The 20,995-nt window shown below is 67.2% G+C and carries 18 protein-coding genes and 1 tRNA gene; 12 read left to right on the top strand and 7 right to left on the bottom strand.

From position 1 onward, the window contains the following. Positions 1–19: 19 nt before the first annotated feature. Positions 20–109: transfer RNA gene (locus FK527_RS03170), tRNA-Ser, on the top strand. A 580-nt stretch (positions 110–689) separates the two neighbouring features. Here the strand turns inward: FK527_RS03170 and FK527_RS03165 are convergent. Continuing rightward, on the bottom strand, positions 690–4,838 hold the full coding sequence (locus tag FK527_RS03165) for a DUF748 domain-containing protein (protein WP_144729626.1): 4,149 nt from the start codon (positions 4,836–4,838) through the stop codon (positions 690–692). Between the two features lie 11 nt (positions 4,839–4,849). Continuing rightward, complete coding sequence (locus FK527_RS17325; RefSeq protein WP_222116125.1) at positions 4,850–4,996, bottom strand: hypothetical protein; 147 nt, start codon at positions 4,994–4,996, stop codon at positions 4,850–4,852. Between the two features lie 103 nt (positions 4,997–5,099). Here FK527_RS17325 and FK527_RS03160 point away from each other — a divergent pair, with 103 nt between their 5' ends. Next, the gene (locus FK527_RS03160; protein WP_144729624.1) at positions 5,100–5,366 is read left to right on the top strand and encodes a CCDC90 family protein; all 267 of its coding nucleotides are present in this window, start codon (positions 5,100–5,102) and stop codon (positions 5,364–5,366) included. 44 nt (positions 5,367–5,410) lie between these two features. Next, positions 5,411–6,313 (top strand): creatininase family protein, encoded by a 903-nt coding sequence (locus FK527_RS03155; RefSeq protein ID WP_144729622.1) that lies wholly within the window; start codon positions 5,411–5,413, stop codon positions 6,311–6,313. A 30-nt stretch (positions 6,314–6,343) separates the two neighbouring features. Here FK527_RS03155 and FK527_RS03150 read toward each other — a convergent pair whose 3' ends face one another. Then, positions 6,344–7,327, bottom strand: coding sequence for a quinone oxidoreductase family protein (locus FK527_RS03150; RefSeq protein ID WP_144729620.1), 984 nt, complete (start codon positions 7,325–7,327; stop codon positions 6,344–6,346). Positions 7,328–7,666: 339 nt separating this feature from the next. On the opposite strand from FK527_RS03150, the gene FK527_RS03145 reads away from it, so the two are divergent. Continuing rightward, complete coding sequence (locus tag FK527_RS03145) at positions 7,667–8,953, top strand: aromatic ring-hydroxylating oxygenase subunit alpha (RefSeq protein WP_186298369.1); 1,287 nt, start codon at positions 7,667–7,669, stop codon at positions 8,951–8,953. A 21-nt stretch (positions 8,954–8,974) separates the two neighbouring features. Here FK527_RS03145 and FK527_RS03140 read toward each other — a convergent pair whose 3' ends face one another. After that, on the bottom strand, positions 8,975–10,009 hold the full coding sequence (locus FK527_RS03140; RefSeq protein ID WP_073673098.1) for an IS630 family transposase: 1,035 nt from the start codon (positions 10,007–10,009) through the stop codon (positions 8,975–8,977). 68 nt (positions 10,010–10,077) lie between these two features. Between FK527_RS03140 and FK527_RS03135 the strand changes: the two genes are divergently transcribed. From FK527_RS03135 to FK527_RS03100, 8 genes are all read left to right on the top strand, one after another. Beyond that, positions 10,078–10,566, top strand: coding sequence for an aromatic-ring-hydroxylating dioxygenase subunit beta (locus FK527_RS03135; protein WP_144729616.1), 489 nt, complete (start codon positions 10,078–10,080; stop codon positions 10,564–10,566). A 12-nt stretch (positions 10,567–10,578) separates the two neighbouring features. Then, complete coding sequence (locus FK527_RS03130; RefSeq protein WP_144729614.1) at positions 10,579–11,490, top strand: VOC family protein; 912 nt, start codon at positions 10,579–10,581, stop codon at positions 11,488–11,490. After that, positions 11,487–12,287: an SDR family oxidoreductase gene (locus FK527_RS03125; protein WP_144729612.1), complete on the top strand. Its 801-nt coding sequence runs from the start codon at positions 11,487–11,489 to the stop codon at positions 12,285–12,287. The genes FK527_RS03130 and FK527_RS03125 overlap by 4 nt, the downstream gene beginning before the upstream one ends. A gap of 25 nt (positions 12,288–12,312) precedes the next feature. Next, positions 12,313–13,092 (top strand): TetR/AcrR family transcriptional regulator, encoded by a 780-nt coding sequence (locus tag FK527_RS03120; protein ID WP_144729610.1) that lies wholly within the window; start codon positions 12,313–12,315, stop codon positions 13,090–13,092. After that, the gene (locus FK527_RS03115; protein WP_144729608.1) at positions 13,089–14,105 is read left to right on the top strand and encodes an amidohydrolase family protein; all 1,017 of its coding nucleotides are present in this window, start codon (positions 13,089–13,091) and stop codon (positions 14,103–14,105) included. The genes FK527_RS03120 and FK527_RS03115 overlap by 4 nt, the downstream gene beginning before the upstream one ends. A 154-nt stretch (positions 14,106–14,259) precedes the next feature. Continuing rightward, positions 14,260–15,255, top strand: a complete 996-nt coding sequence (locus FK527_RS03110; RefSeq protein WP_222116124.1) for a PdxA family dehydrogenase — start codon at positions 14,260–14,262, stop codon at positions 15,253–15,255. A 59-nt stretch (positions 15,256–15,314) separates the two neighbouring features. Continuing rightward, complete coding sequence (locus FK527_RS03105) at positions 15,315–16,634, top strand: aromatic ring-hydroxylating oxygenase subunit alpha (protein ID WP_144729606.1); 1,320 nt, start codon at positions 15,315–15,317, stop codon at positions 16,632–16,634. Positions 16,635–16,668: 34 nt separating this feature from the next. After that, positions 16,669–17,163, top strand: a complete 495-nt coding sequence (locus FK527_RS03100) for an aromatic-ring-hydroxylating dioxygenase subunit beta (RefSeq protein ID WP_144729604.1) — start codon at positions 16,669–16,671, stop codon at positions 17,161–17,163. Here the strand turns inward: FK527_RS03100 and FK527_RS03095 are convergent. The 3 genes from FK527_RS03095 to FK527_RS03085 are packed head-to-tail and all read right to left on the bottom strand — an operon-like array spanning position 17,151 to position 20,993. Then, the gene (locus FK527_RS03095) at positions 17,151–18,374 is read right to left on the bottom strand and encodes an acetate/propionate family kinase (RefSeq protein ID WP_144729602.1); all 1,224 of its coding nucleotides are present in this window, start codon (positions 18,372–18,374) and stop codon (positions 17,151–17,153) included. The two genes, FK527_RS03100 and FK527_RS03095, sit on opposite strands and share 13 nt — an antisense overlap. Further along, the gene (locus FK527_RS03090) at positions 18,371–19,822 is read right to left on the bottom strand and encodes a bifunctional enoyl-CoA hydratase/phosphate acetyltransferase (protein ID WP_144729600.1); all 1,452 of its coding nucleotides are present in this window, start codon (positions 19,820–19,822) and stop codon (positions 18,371–18,373) included. Before FK527_RS03090 ends, FK527_RS03095 begins: the two co-directional genes overlap by 4 nt. A 34-nt stretch (positions 19,823–19,856) precedes the next feature. Beyond that, complete coding sequence (locus FK527_RS03085; RefSeq protein ID WP_144729598.1) at positions 19,857–20,993, bottom strand: ABC transporter permease; 1,137 nt, start codon at positions 20,991–20,993, stop codon at positions 19,857–19,859. Positions 20,994–20,995 lie beyond the last annotated feature (2 nt).

Below are 20,995 nucleotides of genomic sequence, written 5' to 3'. Positions count from 1 at the left end.
TTGAGCGTTTCGACACACAGGAGAGGTGGCAGAGTGGTCGAATGTACCTGACTCGAAATCAGGCGTACGTGCAAGCGTACCGTGGGTTCGAATCCCACCCTCTCCGCCAGTTGCAAACCCCAAGTAATTGATTTACTTGGGGTTTTTATTTTCCCGCTGCGCCAGGTCTTACTTTTGGTCTTAGCCCGTGACGGGGCTTGCCGGGCCTTAAGCCCACACGACTTACGCAAATCGGGGTTAGGCAAGGCGTTCGCCCCATGGCAAAAACCTCGCTGCATCCTTGTTTGCGTAAGTCCAGGCCCACAAAAAATCGGCGCATGCGCTGCGGGGGACTCAACGAGGCCATCGCATCCCGATAGACAAACTCACCTCTGGCGGTCAGCTGTCCCAAGGCGGTGGCGGCAACTTGATGGGCAGCCATGCTGGGCATGCTCGAAGGCGGCAGAGCGTTTTCAAGCAATTTCAGCGTTTCAACATGAGGTACGAGAACGCCAAGCAGCCGCGCGGCGTTCAACCCAGATTGTCCATTAGGCGGTGCTTCGCACCTACGCGGGCGCTGGCGGACGTCTGACGGTCATTTTGGCCGCTGCTTCGGCGCCCATGGCCCCGGCCATGGGCTTCTCAGCCGCGACCAAACTGCCACGCCAGCTGCCTCGCCATCATCCCGCGTCCTAATGGACAATCTGGGTTCAATGCATCGCCAGCCCCAGCTTCGCGCGTGGCACCCAGCCTTCTTCGGGCGTGGTGCTGACCTTGGGGGCGTTGACGAACAGGCGCTCCAAGGGCAGTTGGTGCGCGCTCAGGTAGCGCACGACGGCTTGGGCACGGTGCGTGGCCACTTCGCGGGCGAGGTCTTCGCTTGCGGGCAGGTGCGCGAGCAGCAGCGCTTCCATCTCGGGCACGGGCAGGTCTTTGGTCAGGCCCAGCAGGTTGCGCGGCTTGGGAATGTCGGCGCGGCGGTACACGCGCTTGAGCAGGCTCGCGTATTCGTCGGCGGACAAGGTGGGCGCCTCATCGGCGGCCAAGTCTTGCACGGCGGCAGCGGGGGCCTTCGCCGCATCGCTGGCAGATGGGGTGGCGGGCTCTTTGGCTGCGCTGCCGCGGCCCGCGCGGCGCTTTTCGGCCAGCACGAGCTGGCGCAGGCGCTCGCGCTGCAGGCCCTCGCGCTCCTGCGCGAGGTTCACCATGCCCGTCACGCTGACTTGCAGCGCCGGCTTTTCGGTGAGCATTTGCACCACCTTGTCGAGCTGTTGGCGCGCCTCGGCCGTGAGCTCGGGGCTGCCGGGGGCGAACACCACCTGGCCCAGGTCTTCGGTGCCGCCGCCAAAAGCGTGCGCGAGCAGCCGGAAGGGCGCGGTGACGGCGCGCGTGATGATGTTGCCTATGATCTTGAGGATCACCGGCCCGAGGCGGAACTGCGGGTCGTTGAGCGAGCCGCTGATGGGCAGGTCGAGGTCGATCACGCCATTGCTGTCGGCCAGCAGCGCCGTGGCCAGGCGCACGGGCAGGCTGGCTGGCGCGCCTTCGACGGGCTCGCCAAAAGTGAGCTGGCGCAGCACCAGTTTGTTGCTCGCGGTCAGCTGGCCGTCGGGCTGCACCTTGTAGGCCACGTCCATGTTGAGCTTGCCGCTTTCGATGCCGTGGCCCGCGTATTTGATGGCGTAGGGCGACAGCGGCGGCAGGTCCAGGTCGCGCGCCTTGCCCTGGATGTCGAGCACCAGCGGGCGCACGAGCGGGTTGAGCTTGCCCGTAACTTCGAGCGTGGCCGAGCCTTCGACGCGCCCGCGCAGCTCGAGCTCGGCGAGCTCGGGCACGCCGTTCGACGCTTCGGACGAGAACGCGCTGAGCTTTCCCGTGAGCTGCGACAGATCAGCCGAGTAGTTGGGGCGGATGAAGAAGTCCGAAAACTGCACCGTGCCGTTGACCAGGCTCATGGGCCCGAAGTGGATCACCGGCGCCAGCGGGTCGCGCTCCGGTGCAGGGGGCGTGGCGGTTTGCGAGGCGGATGCGGGGGCTTGCGGCGTGGCTTGGGCGACGGTTTGCGCCGCTGCCTGCGCGGGCACAGCGGCCGGGGGCGAGGCACTGGCGCTGCCCGGCGCACCCGCGGCTGCCACGCCGACCGCGTCCGCGTCCTTGCCTGCGTCCTTGCCTGCGTCTTTGCCCGTGCTCTTGACGATGTCGGCGAGGTTCAGGCGCCCTTCCTCGTTGAGCGCGATGCGGCCGTAAAAGTCGCTGAGGCTGGTCTCACGCACGTCCAGGCGCAGCGGCTGCCGCGGCGCCAGCGCCAGGCGCAGGCCGCGCAGGCTCAGGTCTTGCCAGGCGAGCAGTTCCTGCCCCACCTGCGACGCCGTCTTGGCGGTGGAGGCTGCCGTGCTGTCGGCGCGCAGGGCGTCGAGCGCCACATCGCCTGCCAGCAGCAGCTTGGGCCCCTGCGGCGTTTGCGCATATGCGAGCTGGCCCAGAAAACCCAGGTCGGCATGGCGCAGGCGGATCGCCAGGAACTCGCCCAGGTAGCCGTCGAGCGCGTGCAGCGGCAGCTTCAGCGCCGTGATGCGACCTTGCAGCGCGAGCGGCATGGGCGTCACGCTGCCCTGGTAGTGCAGCTGGCCCGGCTTGCCGCGGCGCGAGGCCACCTGGGCCGAAAGCTGCAGCGCAATGGGCTTGCGCGCTTCGGTGCTCAGCGCGCGCGCCTGGATTTGCAGCGCCGACAGGCGCAGCGCCACGGGCCGCACGGTGGCGTCCTGCGCCTCGTCGCGGAAATCGACAGCACCGCCGCTGAGCGCCAGCTCGCCCAGTTGCACATGCCAGGGGACGGTCGCCGGCGTAGCCTGGGCGGTCTTTGCCTTCCTAGCGGTTTTTTCAGCGGCTGGTTCGGCGCCCTGATCAGCGGTTTTGGCGGGCGGCTGTGCATCAGCGCCCACCGCCTGAGCGCCGCCGCGCAGCCAGCGCTCGAACATCCAATGGCCTTGGGCGTCGCGCGCCACGGTCAGCTGCGGCTCGGCAATGGCCAGGCGCTGCAGCGTGATCTGGCGCTGCGCCAGGTTGGCCTCGGCGCCTTGCAGTTCTATCCTGCCCACGCTGGCGAGCGTGTCCTTGCCCTGCCGCAGGGCCAGCTTTTGCAGCACCAGCGGCTGTGCGCTCAGCCGCAGGCCCGCGGAGTGCGCGGCGTCTGCGACAGCAGCACCCGTACCCGCGCCGGGCGCCTGCCACTGCAGGCCCAGCGTGCCGCTGAGCCAGCCGCTCAGTGTGGGCTCGAGCACCTGCGCCAGGTACGGTGCCGCGAGCTGCAGCGCCACGTCCTTGGCCGTGAGCTGCAGCCTGGCATGGTTCGCATCCGCCTCGCCTTCGAACGCGAGCGTGCCCTGTGCGGGCAGCTCGAGTGCGCCGTGCAGCGGCATGGGCTTGCGCCAAGGCAGTGCAAAACCCGTTGCTTCGAGACTGATGTTATGCGCTTCGAGCGCCGCCGCAGGGCGCGTGCTCTCGTCGCGCCACTGCACGCGCCCGCCCTGTACGGCGGCGCGCGCCACCTCGACGCTCCAGCCCGCGTCGGCCGGGGCGGGCGGCGTGGCGGCAAAGGTGCTTGCGGGGGCGCTCTTTGGGACGCTCGCTAGGACGCTGGGAGCGTCGGCACCCTGCACGGCGGCCTTGGTGGTGGCAGTGGCTGCTCCACGGACGGCCGCTTCGTTGCTCGTTTCGTTCTGCGCGCCGGTTCGGGCCACCTTTTTGGGGCTCGCTTCGTCATCTGAATCAGTAGCTGCATGTGCAGTCTGGGCGCCAAGTTGGGCCCAATTCAATGCCCCATCGGCACGGCGCGCAGCATAGACCTGCGGGGCCTTCAGCTCGACCAGCGCGAGCTTCACCACGCGCTCGAGCGGACGCACGTCGGCCAGGTCCACGCGCAGCTGCTCGAGCGCCAGCAGCGGCTGTGCCTGCCGGTCAGCCAGGCGCAGTTGGCGCGCCCGCACCTGCCCCGAGAGCTGCACGCTGGGGCGCGGCGCCCGCGCAAAATTCAGCTGCAAATCCACGTCCAGCACCGCGCCCTGCAGCCGTACCGGCAGGCTCGCGGGCAGGTAGGGCAGATAGGGAGCCAGATCGACACCCTTCCAGTGCAGCGCGGCCTTGCCGGCACGCTCGGGCGTAAAAGGCTGCGCCTGCGCCTTGAGGTCGAACGGACTGCCGTTGACGGTGAACGAAAGCTGCGGCGTCACGTAGGTCGTGCGTTGCGCGGGCAGGGTGCTCAAAAACGGCAGCCCCAGGTGCAGCGCGCGCACGCGGTGCGTCGTGCCTGCGGGCAGATCGGCAAAGTCTATGCTGCCGCGCGTCAGCTCCAGATTGTGGAGCGCCATGCGCAGCGGGCCAGCACTCGCAGACGGTTTTTCGGACGGCGCCGTGAGCTTGGCGATGATGTCGTCCACGTCATAGCGCCCCTGCCCCTGGTGTGTGATGCGCAGCGTGGGCGCGTCTATGCGCAGCGCGTCCAGCACCGGCCCCAGGCGCAGCAGCGACTGCAGCTCGGCATCGACGTAAATGCTGGCAATATGCAACTGCGGCGGCGTGGCCGGCGCGCCCGGCGCACCGGAGGCACTGGCGCCGGCCACGTTCAGGTCGCGCAGCGTGAGCTCGAGCGTCCAGGGCTTGAACGCGATCGCGCCGACCGTCACCTGCCGGCCCAGCTGCGCGCTCGCTATCCGCTCCAGCGGCCGGTGCAGCAGGCTCGGCAATACCATCCAGCCCAGCAGCCACCACAGCCCCAGCGCCAACAGCGCCCAGGCCGCGGCGCGCAGCCAGCGGTAGCGGCGCCAGGCGGACGCGAGGGCAGGCAAGGGGGCTTGGGGCATGGTTTTATGAATCAGCGATGAAACACAGCTAGGAGCCTGTCGGACTTTGGAATCGTCGACTGCGAATGCGCCGCAGCGGCCCATTTTTTACCGTCTTCTTGCCCCATAGCACCACTATGGGACGGCAAATCCGGCAAAAACTGGTCTCGCTGGGGCACATTCTCGCTATCGACGCCCAAAGTCCGACAGACTCCTAGCGTAGCGCATGCTGGGCAGGGGGTGTTGCGATTTGTCGTGCCTGGAATTACTACACTGCGCGCCATGAGCGCGATCACCTTCGATACCCTCAAATACGCCAACCGGCTCAAGGCCGCCGGAATGGAGCCGCGCCTGGCCGAAGAGCAGGCCGAGGCGTTGGCGGATGCGCTCACGGAACAGACCCCATTGGCCACCAAGACCAATCTGGTCGAATGGCGCATGGCCACCAAGGCCGACCTCGCGGACGCCAAGACCGATCTCATCAAGTGGGTCGCGGGCATGCTGGTCGCGCAGGCCGCGGTCGTGGCAACGCTGGTCAAGTTGCTCTGAACGCTGCAACCACCGGTGGTGCATCGGCCGCTACCATCGCGGGCATGAACGCTGCTGCACCCCCGCCCGGCTCGCCCGCCTCGGCTTCGCCATCCACCGCTTCGCCCGCCACCCCCGTGCGCTTTTGGGCCGAGCTGAGCGCGCGCGAGTTTGCCGCACGCCAGGCGTCTGGCCTGGCGGCGCAGACCGTGGCCGTGCTGCCCGTGGCCGCGATCGAGCAGCACGGGCCGCACCTGCCGCTCTCGGTCGATGCCACCTTGCTGCAAGGCGTGATAGACGCCGCGCTGCCGCTGCTGCCAGCCGACTTGCCCGTGCTCTTTCTGCCGCCGCAAAACCTGGGGCTGAGCACCGAGCACAGCCGCTTTGCCGGCACGCTCACGCTCTCGCCCGCCACGGTGCTCGCGCTGTGGACCGAAATCGGCCACTGCGTGGCACGCGCGGGCGTCAAAAAGCTGCTGCTCTTCAACGGCCACGGCGGGCAGGTCAGCGTGATGGACATCGTCGCGCGCGAGCTGCGTGCGCAGTGCGACTTGCTGGTGTATGGCGCGAGCTGGTTCAGCCTGCCGCTGCCGGACGAAGTGCTGGGCCTGTTCAGCGCCGCCGAGCACCGCTTTGGCATCCACGCGGGCGAGATCGAAACCTCGATGATGCTGCACCTCGCGCCCGCGCGCGTGGCCCTGCACGAGGCGCGCCACTTCCACTCGAGCGCGCAAGACCGCGCAGCGCGCTACGCCATTTTGGGTAACGGCAAAAGCGCCAAGCTCGGCTGGCAGATGCAGGACTACCACCGCGCCGGCGCCGTGGGCAACGCCGCCGCTGCGAGCGCCGCCAAGGGCCGCGCCGTAGTCGAAGCCGCGGCGCAGCAGCTTGCCTTGCTGCTACAGGAATTGCATACGCTGCCGCTCAGCACGCTGGCGCCGGGGCCGGATTTCGGGGCGGGTGCGTAGCGCAGTGCCCGCCCAGGAACGCTATGGAAATCACAGCGTCAAAATCGTGCACCCCGTGGTCTTGCGCGCTTCGAGGTCGCGGTGCGCCTGCTGCACTTGGGCGAGCGGGTAGCGCTGCTCGATGTGGATCTTCACGGCGCCGCTTTGCACCACGGCAAACAAGTCATCGGCCATGGCCTGCGTGCTCTCGCGCGTGGCGATGTGCGTGAACAGCGTCTGGCGCGTGACGTAAAGCGAGCCTTTGGCGCCCAAAATGGCCGGCGAAAACGGCGGCACCGGGCCCGAGGCGTTGCCAAAGCTGGCCATCAGGCCGAAAGGGCGCAGGCAGTCGAGCGACTTGTCCCAGGTGTCCTTGCCCACCGAGTCGTACACCACCTTCACACCCTTGCCGCCGGTGATCTCGCGCACGCGCGCGGCAAAGTCCTCGGTGTTGTAGTTGACCGCGTGCGCCGCGCCGTTGGCGAGCGCGAGCTGGCATTTGGCGTCTGTGCCCGCCGTGCCTATCAGCTGCAGGCCCAGGTGCCTGGCCCACTGGCACGCGATCAGGCCCACGCCGCCCGCGGCCGCGTGAAACAACACATGGTCGCCAGGCGCGAGCCCTTCGACGGGGCGCACTTTTTTGAGCAGATATTGCGCCGTCAGGCCCTTGAGCATCATGGCCGCGCCGGTCTCGAAGCTGATGCCGTCGGGCAGCTTGCACACGCACTGCGCCGGCATCACGCGGCGCTCGCAGTAGCTGCCGGGCGGCTGGCCGGCGTAGGCCACGCGCTCGCCCACGGCGAGGTGCGTCACACCCGGCCCCACGGCCTCGACCACGCCCGCACCTTCCATGCCTATGGTGGCGGGCAGCGGCAGCGGGTACAGGCCGGTGCGGTGATAAACGTCGATGAAGTTCAGCCCCACGGCGTGGTGGCGGATGCGCACTTCGCCGGGCCCGGGCTCGCCCACGGGCACATCGACGATCTGCAGTTCTTCGGGACCGCCGGGCTGGCGGATCTGGACGGCAAGGCTCATGGCAGGTGTCTCCTATGAAAAACGGCGCAAAACAGGGGCAGCATGGTGCCATGAAATGGCGCATGGCTGCGCGTGCTGCGGCCGTTTGCCCATAGACGTGCGCAGCGCAGCGATAAACATCCAGTGAAAATCTCAAGAAAACCTAGGGTTATCCTTAATGCGCCGTCTGTCGATATTTTGCAAAAATGCCGGCAACCACAGCATCGCTGCGGTTGCCCTTTCACCAAAGCCTGCTTGCGCGCAAAAAACAGTCAGTTCTGTTTGTTTTGTGCGCGCAGTCGATGCTTGCTTGCATCCTCAGGATGGGCAAGGGCATTCACAAAAGAAATGAGGAGACCAATGAAAGACCTCTCGCAAAGCATCAAGCTGCTGGTGGACCCCGCACGCCAGCTCTTCAAGGTGCCGCGCGCCTCGTTCGTCGATCCGGACGTCGTGGCGGCCGAGCGCCAGGCGATTTTCGACCGCTGCTGGCTCTACTTGGGCCACGCCTCCGAGATTGCCAAACCTGGGCAGTTCGTCACGCGCACCGTGGCGGGCCGGCGCCTGATTTTCAACCGCGACACCGACGGGCGCATCAACGCGCTCATGAACACCTGCCCGCACCGCGGCGCCACGGTGTGCCGCGAGCGCTCGGGTGTGGCCAAGAACTTTTTGTGCTTCTACCACGGCTGGGTGTTCCACTCCACGGGCAAGCTGCGCGAGCAGCCGGGCCAGGCCTCGTATGCGCCGGACTTCAACGCGCAAGGCGGCGCCGACCTGACGCCCGCGCCGCGCCACGAGGAGTACCGCGGCTTTCACTTCGTCTCGTTCGACAAGGACATCGTCGATCTGCCCACCTACCTGGGCCAGGCGCGCGAATACATAGACCTCGTGGCCGACCAGTCTGAAGCGGGCATGACCATCGTCGGCGGCACGCAGGAATACAGCATGCGTGCGAACTGGAAGCTGCTGGTCGAAAACAGCATAGACGGCTACCACGCCGCCACCACGCACGCCACCTACCTCGACTACCTCAAGGGCACGGCAGGTGCGCTCGCCGCCGTCGGCATCGAAGGCGCGGGGCGCGACCTGGGCAACGGCCACGGCGTGATCGAATACTCCGCGCCCTGGGGCCGCCCGATCGGGCAGTGGATTCCGGCCTGGGGCGAGCAGGGCAAGGCCGACATCGACAAGATCATCGCGCGCCTCACGGAACGCTTTGGCGCCGAACGCGCGCAGCGCATCGCGTTCAAAAACCGCAATCTGCTGATCTTCCCGAACCTGATCATCAACGACATCATGGCGATCACGGTGCGCACGTTTTACCCGCTCGCGCCCGACCACCTGCACGTGAATGCCTGGGCGCTCGCGCCGGCTGAAGAAGGCGAATGGGCACGCAAGTCGCGCCTCGAGAGCTTTCTCGAATTCCTCGGCCCCGGCGGCTTTGCCACGCCCGACGACGTCGAGGCGCTGCAGCAATGCCAGGCGGGCTTCAACAACCTGCAGGAAGTGCCTTGGAACGACATCTCCAAAGGCATGGGCAGGCCGCAACCCGCCGCGGATGATGAGATTCAGATGCGCGCCTTCTGGACCGAATGGCACAAGCGCCTGAGCCGTTTGAACGAAGCCCAGCAGAAGAACTATTGATCCGGCCTCAATGAACTTGACTCAAGCCGCATAGCGTACCGTGGCGTGCTCGAAGTACTTGCGGATGCGCTCGGGCTGGCGTTGCACGCTGCGAAGGTGCTTGGCTGTGGCTTTGGCCAGTTGCAGCTTCGTTCGCGCCGGTGCCAGCTTCGTGACCGCCTGCTTGATATCCGCATTGGCCATCTCATCCGGGTTCAACTCCGGGCTATAGCTCGGTAGGTAGAACACCTCGATGGCATCGGCATGCTCGGCCAGCCAGGCCTTGACCGGTTTGGCATGATGCACCCGCAGGTTGTCCAGGATCAGGAACACCTTCTTGGTCTGTCCCTTGATCAGCCGGCGCAGGAAGTCGATCAGGATTGTGGTGTTGAGCGCCCCGTCAAAGATGCGCCAGCGCATCTGCCCTTTGTTGGTCACGGTGGAGATGACCGACAGGTTGTGGCGCTTGTTGTTGACCCGCACCACCGGCGTCTGGCCCTTGGGCGCAAAACCACGGCCGCGTACATCGTCGCTGCGCAGTCCACTCTCGTCGCCCCAGTGAATTTCGGCTCCCTCGGCCTTGGCCCGCGCGGCAATGGCGGGGTAGTCCTCGTCGAGCCACTTCTTGACCGCCGCCGGTGACTGCTCGTAGGCCTTCTTCATCGGCTTTTGCGGCGTGAAGCCCCAGCGCGCCAGGTACTTGCCCATGGTGCGCACTTGCAGTCGCAGCCCAAAGCGCTGTTCGATGAGTTGGGCCACAGCGGCGCGGGTCCACAGCGCGTAGGGCATCTTGAGCTGATCGGGCGTCTTGTCGGCGATGAGCTTGCGCACCAGGGCCTCCTGGGCGGGGTCGAGCAAGCGGTTTTCGCCGAGCTTGCGCCCGCCAATGGCGTCGTGCAGCGCCTTGGCACCGAGCGCCTCATGGCGTTTGCAGATGTTGAAGACGCCTGTGCGACTCAGGCCGGTGAGCGCGGCGATCTTGTCGTAGGTGTTGCCGGCCTTGCGTAGCCGGATGACCTGAACCCGGCGCTCATGCCGCGCTTCGCGGCTCAACGATCTCATGTCAGTTGCTTGCATGAATCCGAGTTGGGGGCGGTGCAGATAAATTCAAGTGCACAAGGGCCGAATCAATAAGGAGGCAGCCCATGCAAAACCTGACCCGCTCCGAAGTCGAAGACTTTCTCTACCACGAAGCCGCGCTGCTCGACGACTGGCGGCTCGACGACTGGCTTGCGCTCTACACCGCCGACGCGCGCTACGAAGTCCCCGCCACCGACCTGCCGCGCGACGCCAGCCCCGACAGCAGCCTGTTTTACATCGCCGACGACGCCTTCCGGCTCAGCGAGCGCGTGAAGCGCCTGAACAAGAAGATGGCCGTCTCCGAGCAGCCGCGCTCCAAGACGCGCCACCTCGTGAGCAACGTGCGCATCCTCGCGCGCAGCGCCGACAGCGCGCAGGTCAACGCCGCCTTCGTCACCTACCGCAGCAAGGACGGCTTCACCGACACCTACGTGGGCAGCACCGACTACACGCTGGTGCGCGGCGCCGACGGCGCGCTCAAGATCCGCAGCAAGCGCTGCGTGCTCGACCTCGAATCGCTGCGTCCGCAAGGGCGCGTGAGCATCCTGTTGTAAGAAAGCACTGCCATGAGCATTCCTTTTCGCTACCGCAAGCTCGGCTACGTGGCCTTGAACGTCACCGACATCGAGCGTTCGACCAAGTTCTACACCGAACTCGTGGGGCTGGACTTGACCGAGCGCGTGCCCGGCGGGCCGGCATTTTTGCGCTGCAGCACCGACCACCACAACATGGTGCTCTACCCGGCTGCGGCGCCGGGCGTCAAGCGCGTGGGCTTCGAGCTCGAAAGCCGCGCCGAGCTCGAACACGCGCGCAAGCACCTCGAAAGCCTGGGCCTGGCCGTGCACGACATCGGCGCCGAGGAGCGCGCCCTGCTGCGCCAGGGCGACGGCCTGCGCTTCGTCGAGCCGCACTCGGGCCTGACCATGGAGCTTTACACGCGCATGCAGCAGATGGCCGTGCCCTTCCAGCAGCGCCTGACCAAGATCGCGCGCCTGGGGCACGTGGTGCTCTCGGTCGAGCGCTTCGACGAGATGGCGGCGTTTTTGCACGCGCAGCTCGGCTTTGCGATTTCGGACTTCGTCGAAGGGCACTTTGCCTTCATGCGCTGCCAGCCCAATCCGTTCCACCACAGCTTCGCGATCGGGCGCTCGCAAGGCGGCAACCACCTGAACCATGTGAACTTCATGGTCAGCGACATCGACGACATCGGCCGCGCCATGAACCGCATGCAAAAGGCCGAAATCCCCATCGTCTTCGGGCCGGGGCGCCACATGCCCTCGGGCAGCATCTTCTTGTATTTCCTCGACCCCGACGGCATGACCATCGAATACAGCTTCGGCATGGAGGAGTTCCCCGAAAAAGGCGCCCGCGAGCCGCGCATGCTCGAGCCGCATCCGCTCGCGCTCGACACCTGGGGCAGTCTGCCCAAGCCAGCCTTCGGCAAGGTCGGCCAGATCGAACGCCAGGAGGCCGCATGAGCACGGTGACATCTTCGGGGCAGGACTGGGCCTTCAAGGCGCAGCCGCACGCGGGCCGCGTGGCCGTGGTCACGGGCGCGGCGCGCGGCATCGGGCTCGAGATCGCGCTGCGCCTGGCGCGCGACGGCGCCCGCCTGGCGCTCGCCGATGCCGATGCCGCAGGGCTCGAAGCCAGCGCCGCCGCGGTGCGCACCACCGGCGCCGAGGTCATCACCGCCGCGGGCGACCTGTCGCTCGAGGCCACGGCCGAGGCGCTGATGCAGGCCACGCGCGACGCCTTCGGGCGCATAGACATCCTCGTGAACAACGCGGGCGGCGGCGTGATCCTGCCCTTTCTCGAACACACGCCGCAGACGCTCAAGCAGACCATAGACCGCAACCTCTGGACGGTGCTGTGGTGCTGCCGCGCGGCCCTGCCGACCATGCAACAGCAGCGCTACGGGCGCATCATCATCATCGGCGCGGACTCGGTCATGAGCGGCCTGTGGGCGCACGCGGCCTACAACGCGGCCAAGGGCGGCGCACACGGCCTGACCACGGGCCTGGCGCGCGAGTTCGCGCGCGACGGCATCACCGTGAACACGGTCGCCCCCTGCGCGGTGCGCACGCCGCAGCTCGTGGAGATCGCCGAAAAAGACCCTGCGCTGGTCGAGCGCTTCGTCAGCATCATCCCCATGGGGCGCGCGGCCGAAATGGCCGAGGTCGCGTCCATGGTCAGCTACGTGGCTTCGACCGAAGCGGCTTTCGTGACCGGGCAGGTGATCAGTGTCAACGGCGGCAGCACCATGCGCGGCTAGCCCACCGAGCAAACTTGCCTTTTCCATGAGCACCATGCCAGCGCCGCAGAACCCCGAAACCCCCGCCGCGCCACGCCGCAAACCGCGTGCCGCAGCCCAAAAGCCGCGCCGCACGCAGGCCATGCGCAGCGACGAGACGCGCGGGCGCATCCTCAACGCGGCCTTCGCGGTGCTCAAGGAGCGCGGCTTCGTCGGGCTCACGACGCCCGAGGTCGCGCAGCGCGCCGGGGTGTCGCGCGGGGCGCTGGTACACCATTTCCCGAGCAAGCTCGAACTCGTCACGGCGGCCATGGAGCACGTGTTTGGCATCGCTCTGGCCGACGGCCTGCGCCTGGCCGAAAGCGCACGGCATTCGGGCAATCCGGCTCAGGCGCTGCTCAAGGACACGCAGGCGTTTTATTTCAGCGACTGCTTCGCCGTGGGCCTGGACCTGTTGCTCGCGGGTGCTAAAGACCCGGCCCTGAAGGACACCGCCGTGGCCGTGGTGCACAACTACCGCCGCCCGGTCGAGCAGCAGTGGCTCGCCGTGATCGAGGAGCTGGGCCTGAGCGCCGAGCTCAGCGAAGACCTGCTGCTGCTCACCGTGAGCCTGGTGCGCGGCTTTGGCGTGCGCCACTTGTGGGCGCCAGACCCCGCGCAGGTGCAGCGCCTGCTGCGCCTGTGGGTGGAGATTTTGGGCAGGTACCTCGCAAACCGCCCGTCCAGCGGGCGCACCGCACCGCCCTCGCGCCCGCCCTCTTCTGCGGCACAACAGTCCGAACCCCCGCCCGAAACCCCGTCTGCCCACAGGCCCGCTGCCGTATGAGCACTTTTGCAAGCATGGACGTGCACACGCACGTCGTTCCGGCCGAATTCCCGCCCTACCTGGGGCAGCGCCTGGGCGTGCGCTGGCCCAGCATGGCCGATGCCCAGCCCTGCCACAAGCACGTGATGCTGGACGGCAAGGTCTATCGCACCGTGTCGCACCAGTGCTGGGACTGCCAGGTGCGCCTGGCCGACATGGACGCCATGCAGGTCGGCCAGCAGGTGCTCTCGCCCATGCCCGAGCTGCTCTCGTACTGGCTGGATGGCGCCGACGCGCAGGTGCTCACGCGCTATTTGAACGAGAGCATCGCAGGCATGGTGCAGCAGGCGCCTGCGCGCTTCGTCGGCCTGGGCGCCGTGCCCTTGCAGGACGTGGAGCGCGCGATCGACGAGCTCGACCACGCCGTGCACCAGTGCGGCCTCGCGGGCGTCGAGATCGGCAGCAACATCGACGGCGTGAGCATTGGCGACGCGCGCTTCGAGCCGTTTTTTGCGGCGGCAGAGCGCTGGGGCGCGGCCATCTTCGTGCACGCGCTGCGCCCCGCGGGCATGGACAGGCTGGTCGGCCCGCCGATTTTGGAGCAGGCGCTCGCGTTTCCGGGCGAGGTGGGGCTGTCGGCCGCTTCGCTTTTGACCGGCGGCACGCTTGCGCGCCATCCGGGCCTGCGCATCGCCTTCAGCCACGGCGGCGGCACGCTCGCGCAGCTGCTGCCGCGCCTGCAGCATGCCTGGGAGCAGTTCCCGCCGCTGCAGCAGGCCATGCCCGTGGCGCCGCGCACGGCAGCGCGCAGCATGTTCTACGACGACCTGGTCTATGACGCGGCCGGCATCGCCTTTTTGATCCAGAGTTTTGGCCTCGGCCAGATCATGCTGGGCAGCGACTACCCGTTCGCGATCATGGACAAAGACCCGGTGGGCCGCGTGGCCGCGCTGGCGCTGGACGCCGCCGCGCAGCAGGCGCTGCGCCAGGGCAACGCTTTGCGCTGGCTTGGACGCACGCCAGAAAGTCCATGATTTCTGCAATCATAAAAAGAGCTGCTTGTGCTTGTTGTTAAAGCGCTAGATGCCAAATTGACCACCTATTTTTCGCAATCAATTTAATAGCAAACGTCACGCCCATGAAGCCTGCGTTTTTGGCCTTTCCCCGTTTTCATTTTTGGAGTTAGCCGTGACTTCTTCTGACACAACTGCCGAACTGCCGCGCGTGGGCGTAGTGATCGGCGACCCTTGCGGCGTAGGGCCCGAGGTGCTGCTCAAGTCCTGGGCGAGCGGCCGGCTGCAGGCGGTGTGCCAACCCGTCGCCATCGGCAGCGCCGCGGTGCTGCAGCAGACCGCGGCGCAGCTCGGCTTGCCCGTGCGCGTGCGCACCGTGGCTGCGCCCGAAGAGCTGCGCGGCGGCGCGGATGCGCTCGACGTGCTCGACTCGGGCGCGCTCGACCCTGCACTGGTCACGCCCGGGCGCGACAACGAAGCCTGCGGGCGCGCCTCGGCGGTCTGGCTCGACGAGGCTGATGCCTTTGCACGCGCGGGCCGGCTGCAGGCCACCGTGATGGCGCCTATCAGTTCGGTGGCCATGGACATGGCCGGCGTGCTCGACCGCGTGGTGCAGGCCAAGCCCGGCGAGAGCTACCTGCTGCTCGTCTCGGGCCCGCTGCGCGTGGCGCACCTCACCGACCACGTGCTGCTGCGCGACGTGTCCGCGCTCATCACGGCCGAGCTCATCGAATCCGCCGTGCGCACGCTGCACGAGGTGCTGCGCCGCTGGGGCCTGGCGCGCCCGCGCATCGCGGTGGCGGGCTTCAACCCGCACGCCAAAGGCCCCGAAGAGGAGCGCATGCTGCCCGGCATCGCACGCGCGCAGGCCGCGGGCCTGGACGTGCGCGGCCCGATCAGCCCCGACACGGTGTTTCGCCACTGCATCGAGGGGCGCTACGACATCGTGCTCGCGATGTACCACGACCAGGGCCACATCGCGATCAAGACCGCGGCCTTCGCGGGCAACGTGGCCGTGGTCGTGGGCCCGCCCTACCCGCACGTCACGGTGGCGCACGGCACGGCCTACGACATCGTGGGCCGCGGCGTGGCCGACCACTCGATGCTGCTCAACGCCATCCTCACCGCCGCCTCGCTCGCCGCGGGGCGTGGCTTTCCGGCGCTGGACTGAGGCTGAGAGTCTTGCGCCCCACCCGTTTTTCGTTCCCCCTCAAGCAAAGGAGACTTGCCATGGACGCCGCCCCCCAATCCCTGCTCGATGAATGCGTGCACCACGAGCGCGACGCGCTGCGCGCGGTCGATAGACGCATCTTTGTCGATGAAGAACTGTTCGAGCTCGAGCAGAAAAAAATCTGGCAAAAAATCTGGGTCTACGTGGCCCACGAAAGTCAGCTGCCCAAGCCCAAGGACTACCTGACCGCGTGGATCGGGCGCACGCCCATCGTGGTGAACCGCGACAAGAACGGTGCGCTCAACGCCTTCGTGAACATCTGCTCGCACCGCGGCGCGACGCTGGCGCGCACCTCCAAGGGCAGCGTGAACAACTTTACGTGCTCGTTCCACGGCTGGGTCTTCGACGCCAAGGGCGATCTGCTGTCGGTGATGAACCAAGACGGCGCCGGCTACCCGAGCGACTTCGACAAAGGCAAGCGCGGCCTCGTCAAAGTGCGCCTGCAAAGCTACCGCGGTTTCCTGTTTGCCACGCTCAACCCCGACGCCGAGCCACTCGAAGACCATCTGGCCGAGAGCAAGACCTTCCTCGACCTGGTGGTCGATCAATCCCCGCAAGGCCTCGAAGTGCTCCCGGGCCGCTCGGTTTACACCTACGACGGCAATTGGAAATTGCAGGTCGAAAATGGCGTCGATGGCTACCACGTGGATACGGTGCATGCGAACTACGTGCAGATGATCAAGAACCGCGCGCGCATCAATGCCGAGAGCAAGGGCATGAAAGTGCTCGCGGTGGGCGACTTCACGCGCAACCGCGGCGGCTACTACGACCTGAAAAACGGCCACACGGTGATCTGGACCGACATCACCAACCCGCAGGACAGGCCCGTCTATGCCGCGCGCGCAGACATCGAGGCGCGCCTGGGCGCAGAGAAAGCCAAGTGGGCCGTGTTGCGCTCGCGCAACCTGCTCGTCTACCCGAACGTGTTCATCATGGACCAGATGGGCACGCAGATCCGCGTGTTCCGCCCGATCGCCGCGAACAAGACCGAAGTCACGATCTACTGCTTCGGCCCCGTGGGCGAGGCGCCGGCTGAGCGCGACAAGCGCATCCGCCAGTACGAGGACTTCTTCAACGCCTCGGGCATGGCCACGCCCGACGACCTGACCGAATTCAACGCCTCGCAGATCGGCTGCGAAAACCATGACGTGATGCGCTGGAGCGACATGACACGCGGCGCCGCGCACGAAATCGTGGGCGCCGACGCCGACGCCGCAGCCCTGGGCATACACCCCGCCAGCAGCGGCGTGCGCGTGTCCGACGAGGGCATCTTCGTCGCCCAGCACCAGCGCTGGCTCGAGCTCATGCAGGCCGAATGAGCACCCGCAAAAACCACTTGAGAGCAAAAAAACCATGAACGCCACAGAACTGCAGCAAAGCGTCTGCGCCTTTTTGTACCGCGAAGCCGAGTGCGTCGACGAGCGCCGCTGGGACGACTGGCTCGCCCTGTTCGATGCCCAGGCCGAATACTGGATTCCGTCGTGGGACTCGGAATACGAGCTCGTGGACAACCCGCGCAGCGCGGTCTCGCTGATGTATTACCCGAACCGCACGGGCCTCGAAGACCGCGTGTACCGCCTGCGCACGGGGCGCTCGGCGGCCTCCATTCCGCTGCCGCGCACCTGCCACACGGTGAGCAACGTGCGCCCCGTGCTGCAGGCCGATGGCAGCTGCAGCGTGAAGGCGAACTTCCTCACGCACCTGTTCCGCAACGCTGCTACGCAGCTTTTTTACGGCCACTATGAGTACCTGCTCGCACCGCACGAAGGCAGCTGGCTGATCCGCAGGAAGAAGATCGTGGTGCTCAACGACCTGATCGACACCGTGCTCGATATCTACAGCGTCTGAGCCCCGGGCCCGTCTTGCAGCAGGCGCGCGGCGTGCCAGGCGGCGATCCACTCTTCGTTGGTGGGCTCGACGGCCACGCGCACGCGGCTTGCCGCGCTCGAGATGCAAGGCGCGTGGCGCGCATTGGCCTGGGCGTCGAGCGCCACGCCCAAAAAGGCGAGCCCGGCGCACACGCGCGCACGCAAGGTGTCGTTGTGTTCGCCTATGCCCGCGGTGAACACCAGCATGTCCAGGCCGCCGAGCACGGCAGCGAGCGCGCCGATCTCGCGCACGATGCGCCGCACGTACAGCGCGAGCGCCGCCTGCACGCGCGCATTGCCGCCTTCGAGCGGCAGCAGCTCACGCGGGTCGGCCGACACGCCCGAGACGCCCAGCAGGCCGCACTCGTGGTAGAGCATGTGGCCGACTTCTGCGAGCGTGCGTTTTTCGATCTCCATCAGGTACAGCAGCGCGCCGGGGTCGAGCGCGCCGCAGCGCGTGCCCATCATGAGCCCGTCGAGCGCCGAAAAGCCCATGGTCGTGGCCACGCTGCGCAAGTCCTGCATGGCGCACAGGCTCGCGCCGCTGCCCAGGTGCGCGACGATGGTGCGCCCGCGTGCGGCCGCGCCGTAGCGCTCGGCCAGCGCGAGCGACTGGTATTCGTACGACAAGCCATGAAAACCATAGCGGCGCACGCCCCGCTCCCAGGCCGAATAGGGCAAGGGCAGCATTTTTTCGACCTCGGGCAGGGTGTGGTGGAAGGCCGTGTCGAACACCGCGACCTGCGGCAGCTCGGGGTGCGCGAGCAGCACCTCGATGGCCTCGAGCGCGAACGGCTGGTGCAGCGGCGCGAGCGGAATGTAGCTGCGCAGGTCGGCAAGCACGGCCGCGTCCATGCGCACGGGCGCAAAGTATTTGCTGCCGCCATGCACCACGCGGTGCGCCACGACGCCGATGCCGCGGCCCGCGCAGTGCTGCCGCAGAAAAGCCCGCACGCGCGCGCGGATGTGCTCCAGCGCCGCGTGGTAGGGCGCCTTGGCGTCCAGCTGCAGCGCTTGTGGCGCCTGTCCGTTCTCGCTCCACTGCGGCTGCGCGCCGGTGATGCCTTCGACCTTGCCGCCCCACCAGGGCGCACGCGGCAGTGGCTGCACGGCGGCGTCGTAGAGCGCGAATTTGATGCTCGAGGAACCGCAGTTCAGCACCAGGATGAGGTCGTTCTGTACGGCGCTCATGGGGGCGACGCCTTGTAGTGCTGGGCCAGCAGCAGCGCGAGGGCGCACGAGGCGATGCGCGTTTCGCGCGTGTCCGCGCGGCTCGTGAGCACGATGGGCACGCGCGCGCCGAGCACGATGCCCGCGCTCGCGGCGCCGCCCAGGTATTCGAGCTGCTTGGCGAGCATGTTGCCGCTTTCGAGGTCGGGCACCACCAGAATGTCCGCCTGGCCCGCCACGTCGGACTGGATACCCTTGATGCGCGCCGCGGCAATCGACACGGCGTTGTCGAACGCGAGCGGCCCGTCGAGGATGCCGCCGCTGATCTGGCCGCGGTCGGCCATTTTGCACAGCGCGGCGGCGTCCAGCGTCGCGGGCATGCTGGGGTTCACGGTTTCGACCGCGGCGAGGATCGCCACGCGCGGCTGCGCCACGCCGATCGCGTGCGCAAGATCGATCGCGTTGCGCACGATGTCGGCCTTGTCTTCGAGCGTGGGCGCGATGTTGACGGCCGCGTCGGTCACGATGAAGGGGCGCGGGTAGGCGGGCGACTGCATCAGGTAGCAGTGGCTGATGCGGCGCTTGGTGCGCAGGCCCGCGTCGTGCGCGACCACTGCGCCCATGAGCTCGTCGGTGTGCAGGCTGCCCTTCATGAGCGCCTGCACCTGGTTTTGCGCCACCAGCTGCACGGCGCGCGCAGCGGCGGCGTGGCTGTGCGGCACGTCTTCGATGGCCAGATCGGAAATGTCCAGCCCCGCGGAGTGCGCCACGGCTTGCAGGCGCGCGCGCGGCGCCACGAGCACGGGCTCGATCAGCCCCGCCGCGTGCGCATCGAGCGCGCCCAGCAGGCTGATTTCGTCGCACGGATGCACGACCGCCACGCGCAGCGGCCCGAGCGGGCGCGCAAGGTCCAGCAGGCGCGTGAGGCCCGCTTCGCCCATGGTCAGGCGCACTTCGGGCAGCGTGCTGCGCGGGCGCGCTATGCGCTCGGTCGGCGCGAGCACTTCGGCCACGCCGCTGATCACGGTCACGCCGTCCTGGTTGACGCAGCTGCACTCGAGCTGCAGGCGTTTTTTGACCTCGTCGCGCGCAACCACGCGCACGCTTGCACGCAGGCGGTCGCCCACGCGCACGGGCGCGAGGAATTTGAGCGTCTGCGACAGATAAATCGTGCCCGGGCCGGGCAGGCGCGTGCCCAGCACGGCCGAAATCAGCGCGCCGCCGAGCATGCCGTGCGCGATCACGCCATGAAAGCGCGTGGAGGCGGCAAACTCCGGGTCCAGATGCTGCGGATTCACGTCGCCCGAGAGGATCGCGAACAGCTGGATGTCCTCGGCCGTGAGCGTGCGCTCTAGGCTGGCCGTGTCGCCAACGGCAATCTCGTCGAAGGTGCGGTTGCGCACCACGCGCAAGTCCGTGGTGCTGGGGTCTGCCGAGTGGGCAGGCGCGGGCAAGGCGGTGTCTGGCATGGCAGGTGCGGAGGGAGTGGAAAAAACGGTGTGCTCACGCCATGTGCGTGATGCTTTTGCGGAAGTACGCGAGCGCGCCGGCGAAGAAGGCCGCGCCGATGAGGCACAGCGCCACGACCTGCGGCCAGACCACGGAAATGCCGGCGCCGCGGTACAAAATGGCCTGCGAGGCGGCAACGAAGTGCGTGGTGGGCGCGAATTCCATGATGTTCTGCGCGATCTGCGGCATGCTCTCGCGCGGCGTGGAGCCGCCCGAGAGCATCTGCATGGGCAACAGCACCAGCATCATCAAGATGCCGAACTGCGGCATGCTGCGCGCGATCGTGCCCATGAAGATGCCCATGGAGGTGGTGACGAACAGGTGCAGCGCGGCAATCGCCAGAAACAGCGTCACCGAGCCCTCGATAGGCACCTGCAGCGCCCCCTGCACGATGAAGTGCAGCGAGAATGCCGTCGCAAGCAGAACCACCATTCCCATGGACCATATCTTGCCGAGCATGATCTCCGAAGGTGTCACGGGCATGACCAACAGGTGTTCGATGGTGCCGTGTTCACGCTCGCGGATCAGCGCCGCGCCGGCCAGCACGATGGACAGCATGGTGACGTTGTTGATGATCTCCATGAGCGCGCCAAACCAGGACTGCGTCAAGGCCTGGTTGAAGCGCATGCGCAGCGCCAGCTCTACCGGCAGCTGCGGGGTGCTACGGTAGCGCTGCATGAACTCGTTGACCTCGCCGAGCACGACCTGCTGCACGTAGCCACTGCCCGTGAAGGCCTGCGCCATGCGCGTGGCATCGACGTTGAGCTGCACGGCCGGGGAGCGCCCCGCGAGCACGTCGCGCTGGAAGTTCGGCGGGATGTCGAGCGAGAAAGTGAAACGCCCGGCGTCGAGCCCGGCATCCACCTCGGGCAGCGTGACGCGCTGCGGCGGCATGAATTGCGGCGGCTGCAGCGCCGCGACGATGCGTCCGGACAGCGCCGAGTCGTCCTCGTCGACCACCGCGATGGGCACCTTGCTGATGCTGTCGGGAATGCCCGTCGCGGCGATATACACCTGGAAGCTGAAGGCGTAGGCGATCAGCACCAGCATGATGGGGTCGCGCACCAGACTCCAGAGCTCCTTGATGCCGAGCCGGTAGATGTTGGTCAGGTAGCTCCATCGATTCGCCATGC

Source organism: Extensimonas perlucida (genome assembly GCF_007655255.1).
GTDB lineage: Bacteria > Pseudomonadota > Gammaproteobacteria > Burkholderiales > Burkholderiaceae_C > Extensimonas > Extensimonas perlucida.
Note: the sequence above shows the minus strand (reverse complement) of the source record. Positions and strands in the feature narration are given on the sequence as shown.

Coding starts and splice junctions, on each gene's coding strand:
- FK527_RS03140 (WP_073673098.1), bottom strand. CDS start 10,009: ATGCAAGCAACTGACATGAGATCGTTGAGCCGCGAAGCGCGGCATGAG.
- FK527_RS03130 (WP_144729614.1), top strand. CDS start 10,579: ATGAGCATTCCTTTTCGCTACCGCAAGCTCGGCTACGTGGCCTTGAAC.
- FK527_RS03105 (WP_144729606.1), top strand. CDS start 15,315: ATGGACGCCGCCCCCCAATCCCTGCTCGATGAATGCGTGCACCACGAG.
- FK527_RS03155 (WP_144729622.1), top strand. CDS start 5,411: ATGAACGCTGCTGCACCCCCGCCCGGCTCGCCCGCCTCGGCTTCGCCA.
- FK527_RS03095 (WP_144729602.1), bottom strand. CDS start 18,374: ATGAGCGCCGTACAGAACGACCTCATCCTGGTGCTGAACTGCGGTTCC.
- FK527_RS03135 (WP_144729616.1), top strand. CDS start 10,078: ATGCAAAACCTGACCCGCTCCGAAGTCGAAGACTTTCTCTACCACGAA.
- FK527_RS03160 (WP_144729624.1), top strand. CDS start 5,100: ATGAGCGCGATCACCTTCGATACCCTCAAATACGCCAACCGGCTCAAG.
- FK527_RS03115 (WP_144729608.1), top strand. CDS start 13,089: ATGAGCACTTTTGCAAGCATGGACGTGCACACGCACGTCGTTCCGGCC.
- FK527_RS03090 (WP_144729600.1), bottom strand. CDS start 19,822: ATGCCAGACACCGCCTTGCCCGCGCCTGCCCACTCGGCAGACCCCAGC.
- FK527_RS03100 (WP_144729604.1), top strand. CDS start 16,669: ATGAACGCCACAGAACTGCAGCAAAGCGTCTGCGCCTTTTTGTACCGC.
- FK527_RS03125 (WP_144729612.1), top strand. CDS start 11,487: ATGAGCACGGTGACATCTTCGGGGCAGGACTGGGCCTTCAAGGCGCAG.
- FK527_RS03165 (WP_144729626.1), bottom strand. CDS start 4,838: ATGCCCCAAGCCCCCTTGCCTGCCCTCGCGTCCGCCTGGCGCCGCTAC.
- FK527_RS03085 (WP_144729598.1), bottom strand. CDS start 20,993: ATGGCGAATCGATGGAGCTACCTGACCAACATCTACCGGCTCGGCATC.
- FK527_RS03150 (WP_144729620.1), bottom strand. CDS start 7,327: ATGAGCCTTGCCGTCCAGATCCGCCAGCCCGGCGGTCCCGAAGAACTG.
- FK527_RS03145 (WP_186298369.1), top strand. CDS start 7,667: ATGAAAGACCTCTCGCAAAGCATCAAGCTGCTGGTGGACCCCGCACGC.
- FK527_RS03120 (WP_144729610.1), top strand. CDS start 12,313: ATGAGCACCATGCCAGCGCCGCAGAACCCCGAAACCCCCGCCGCGCCA.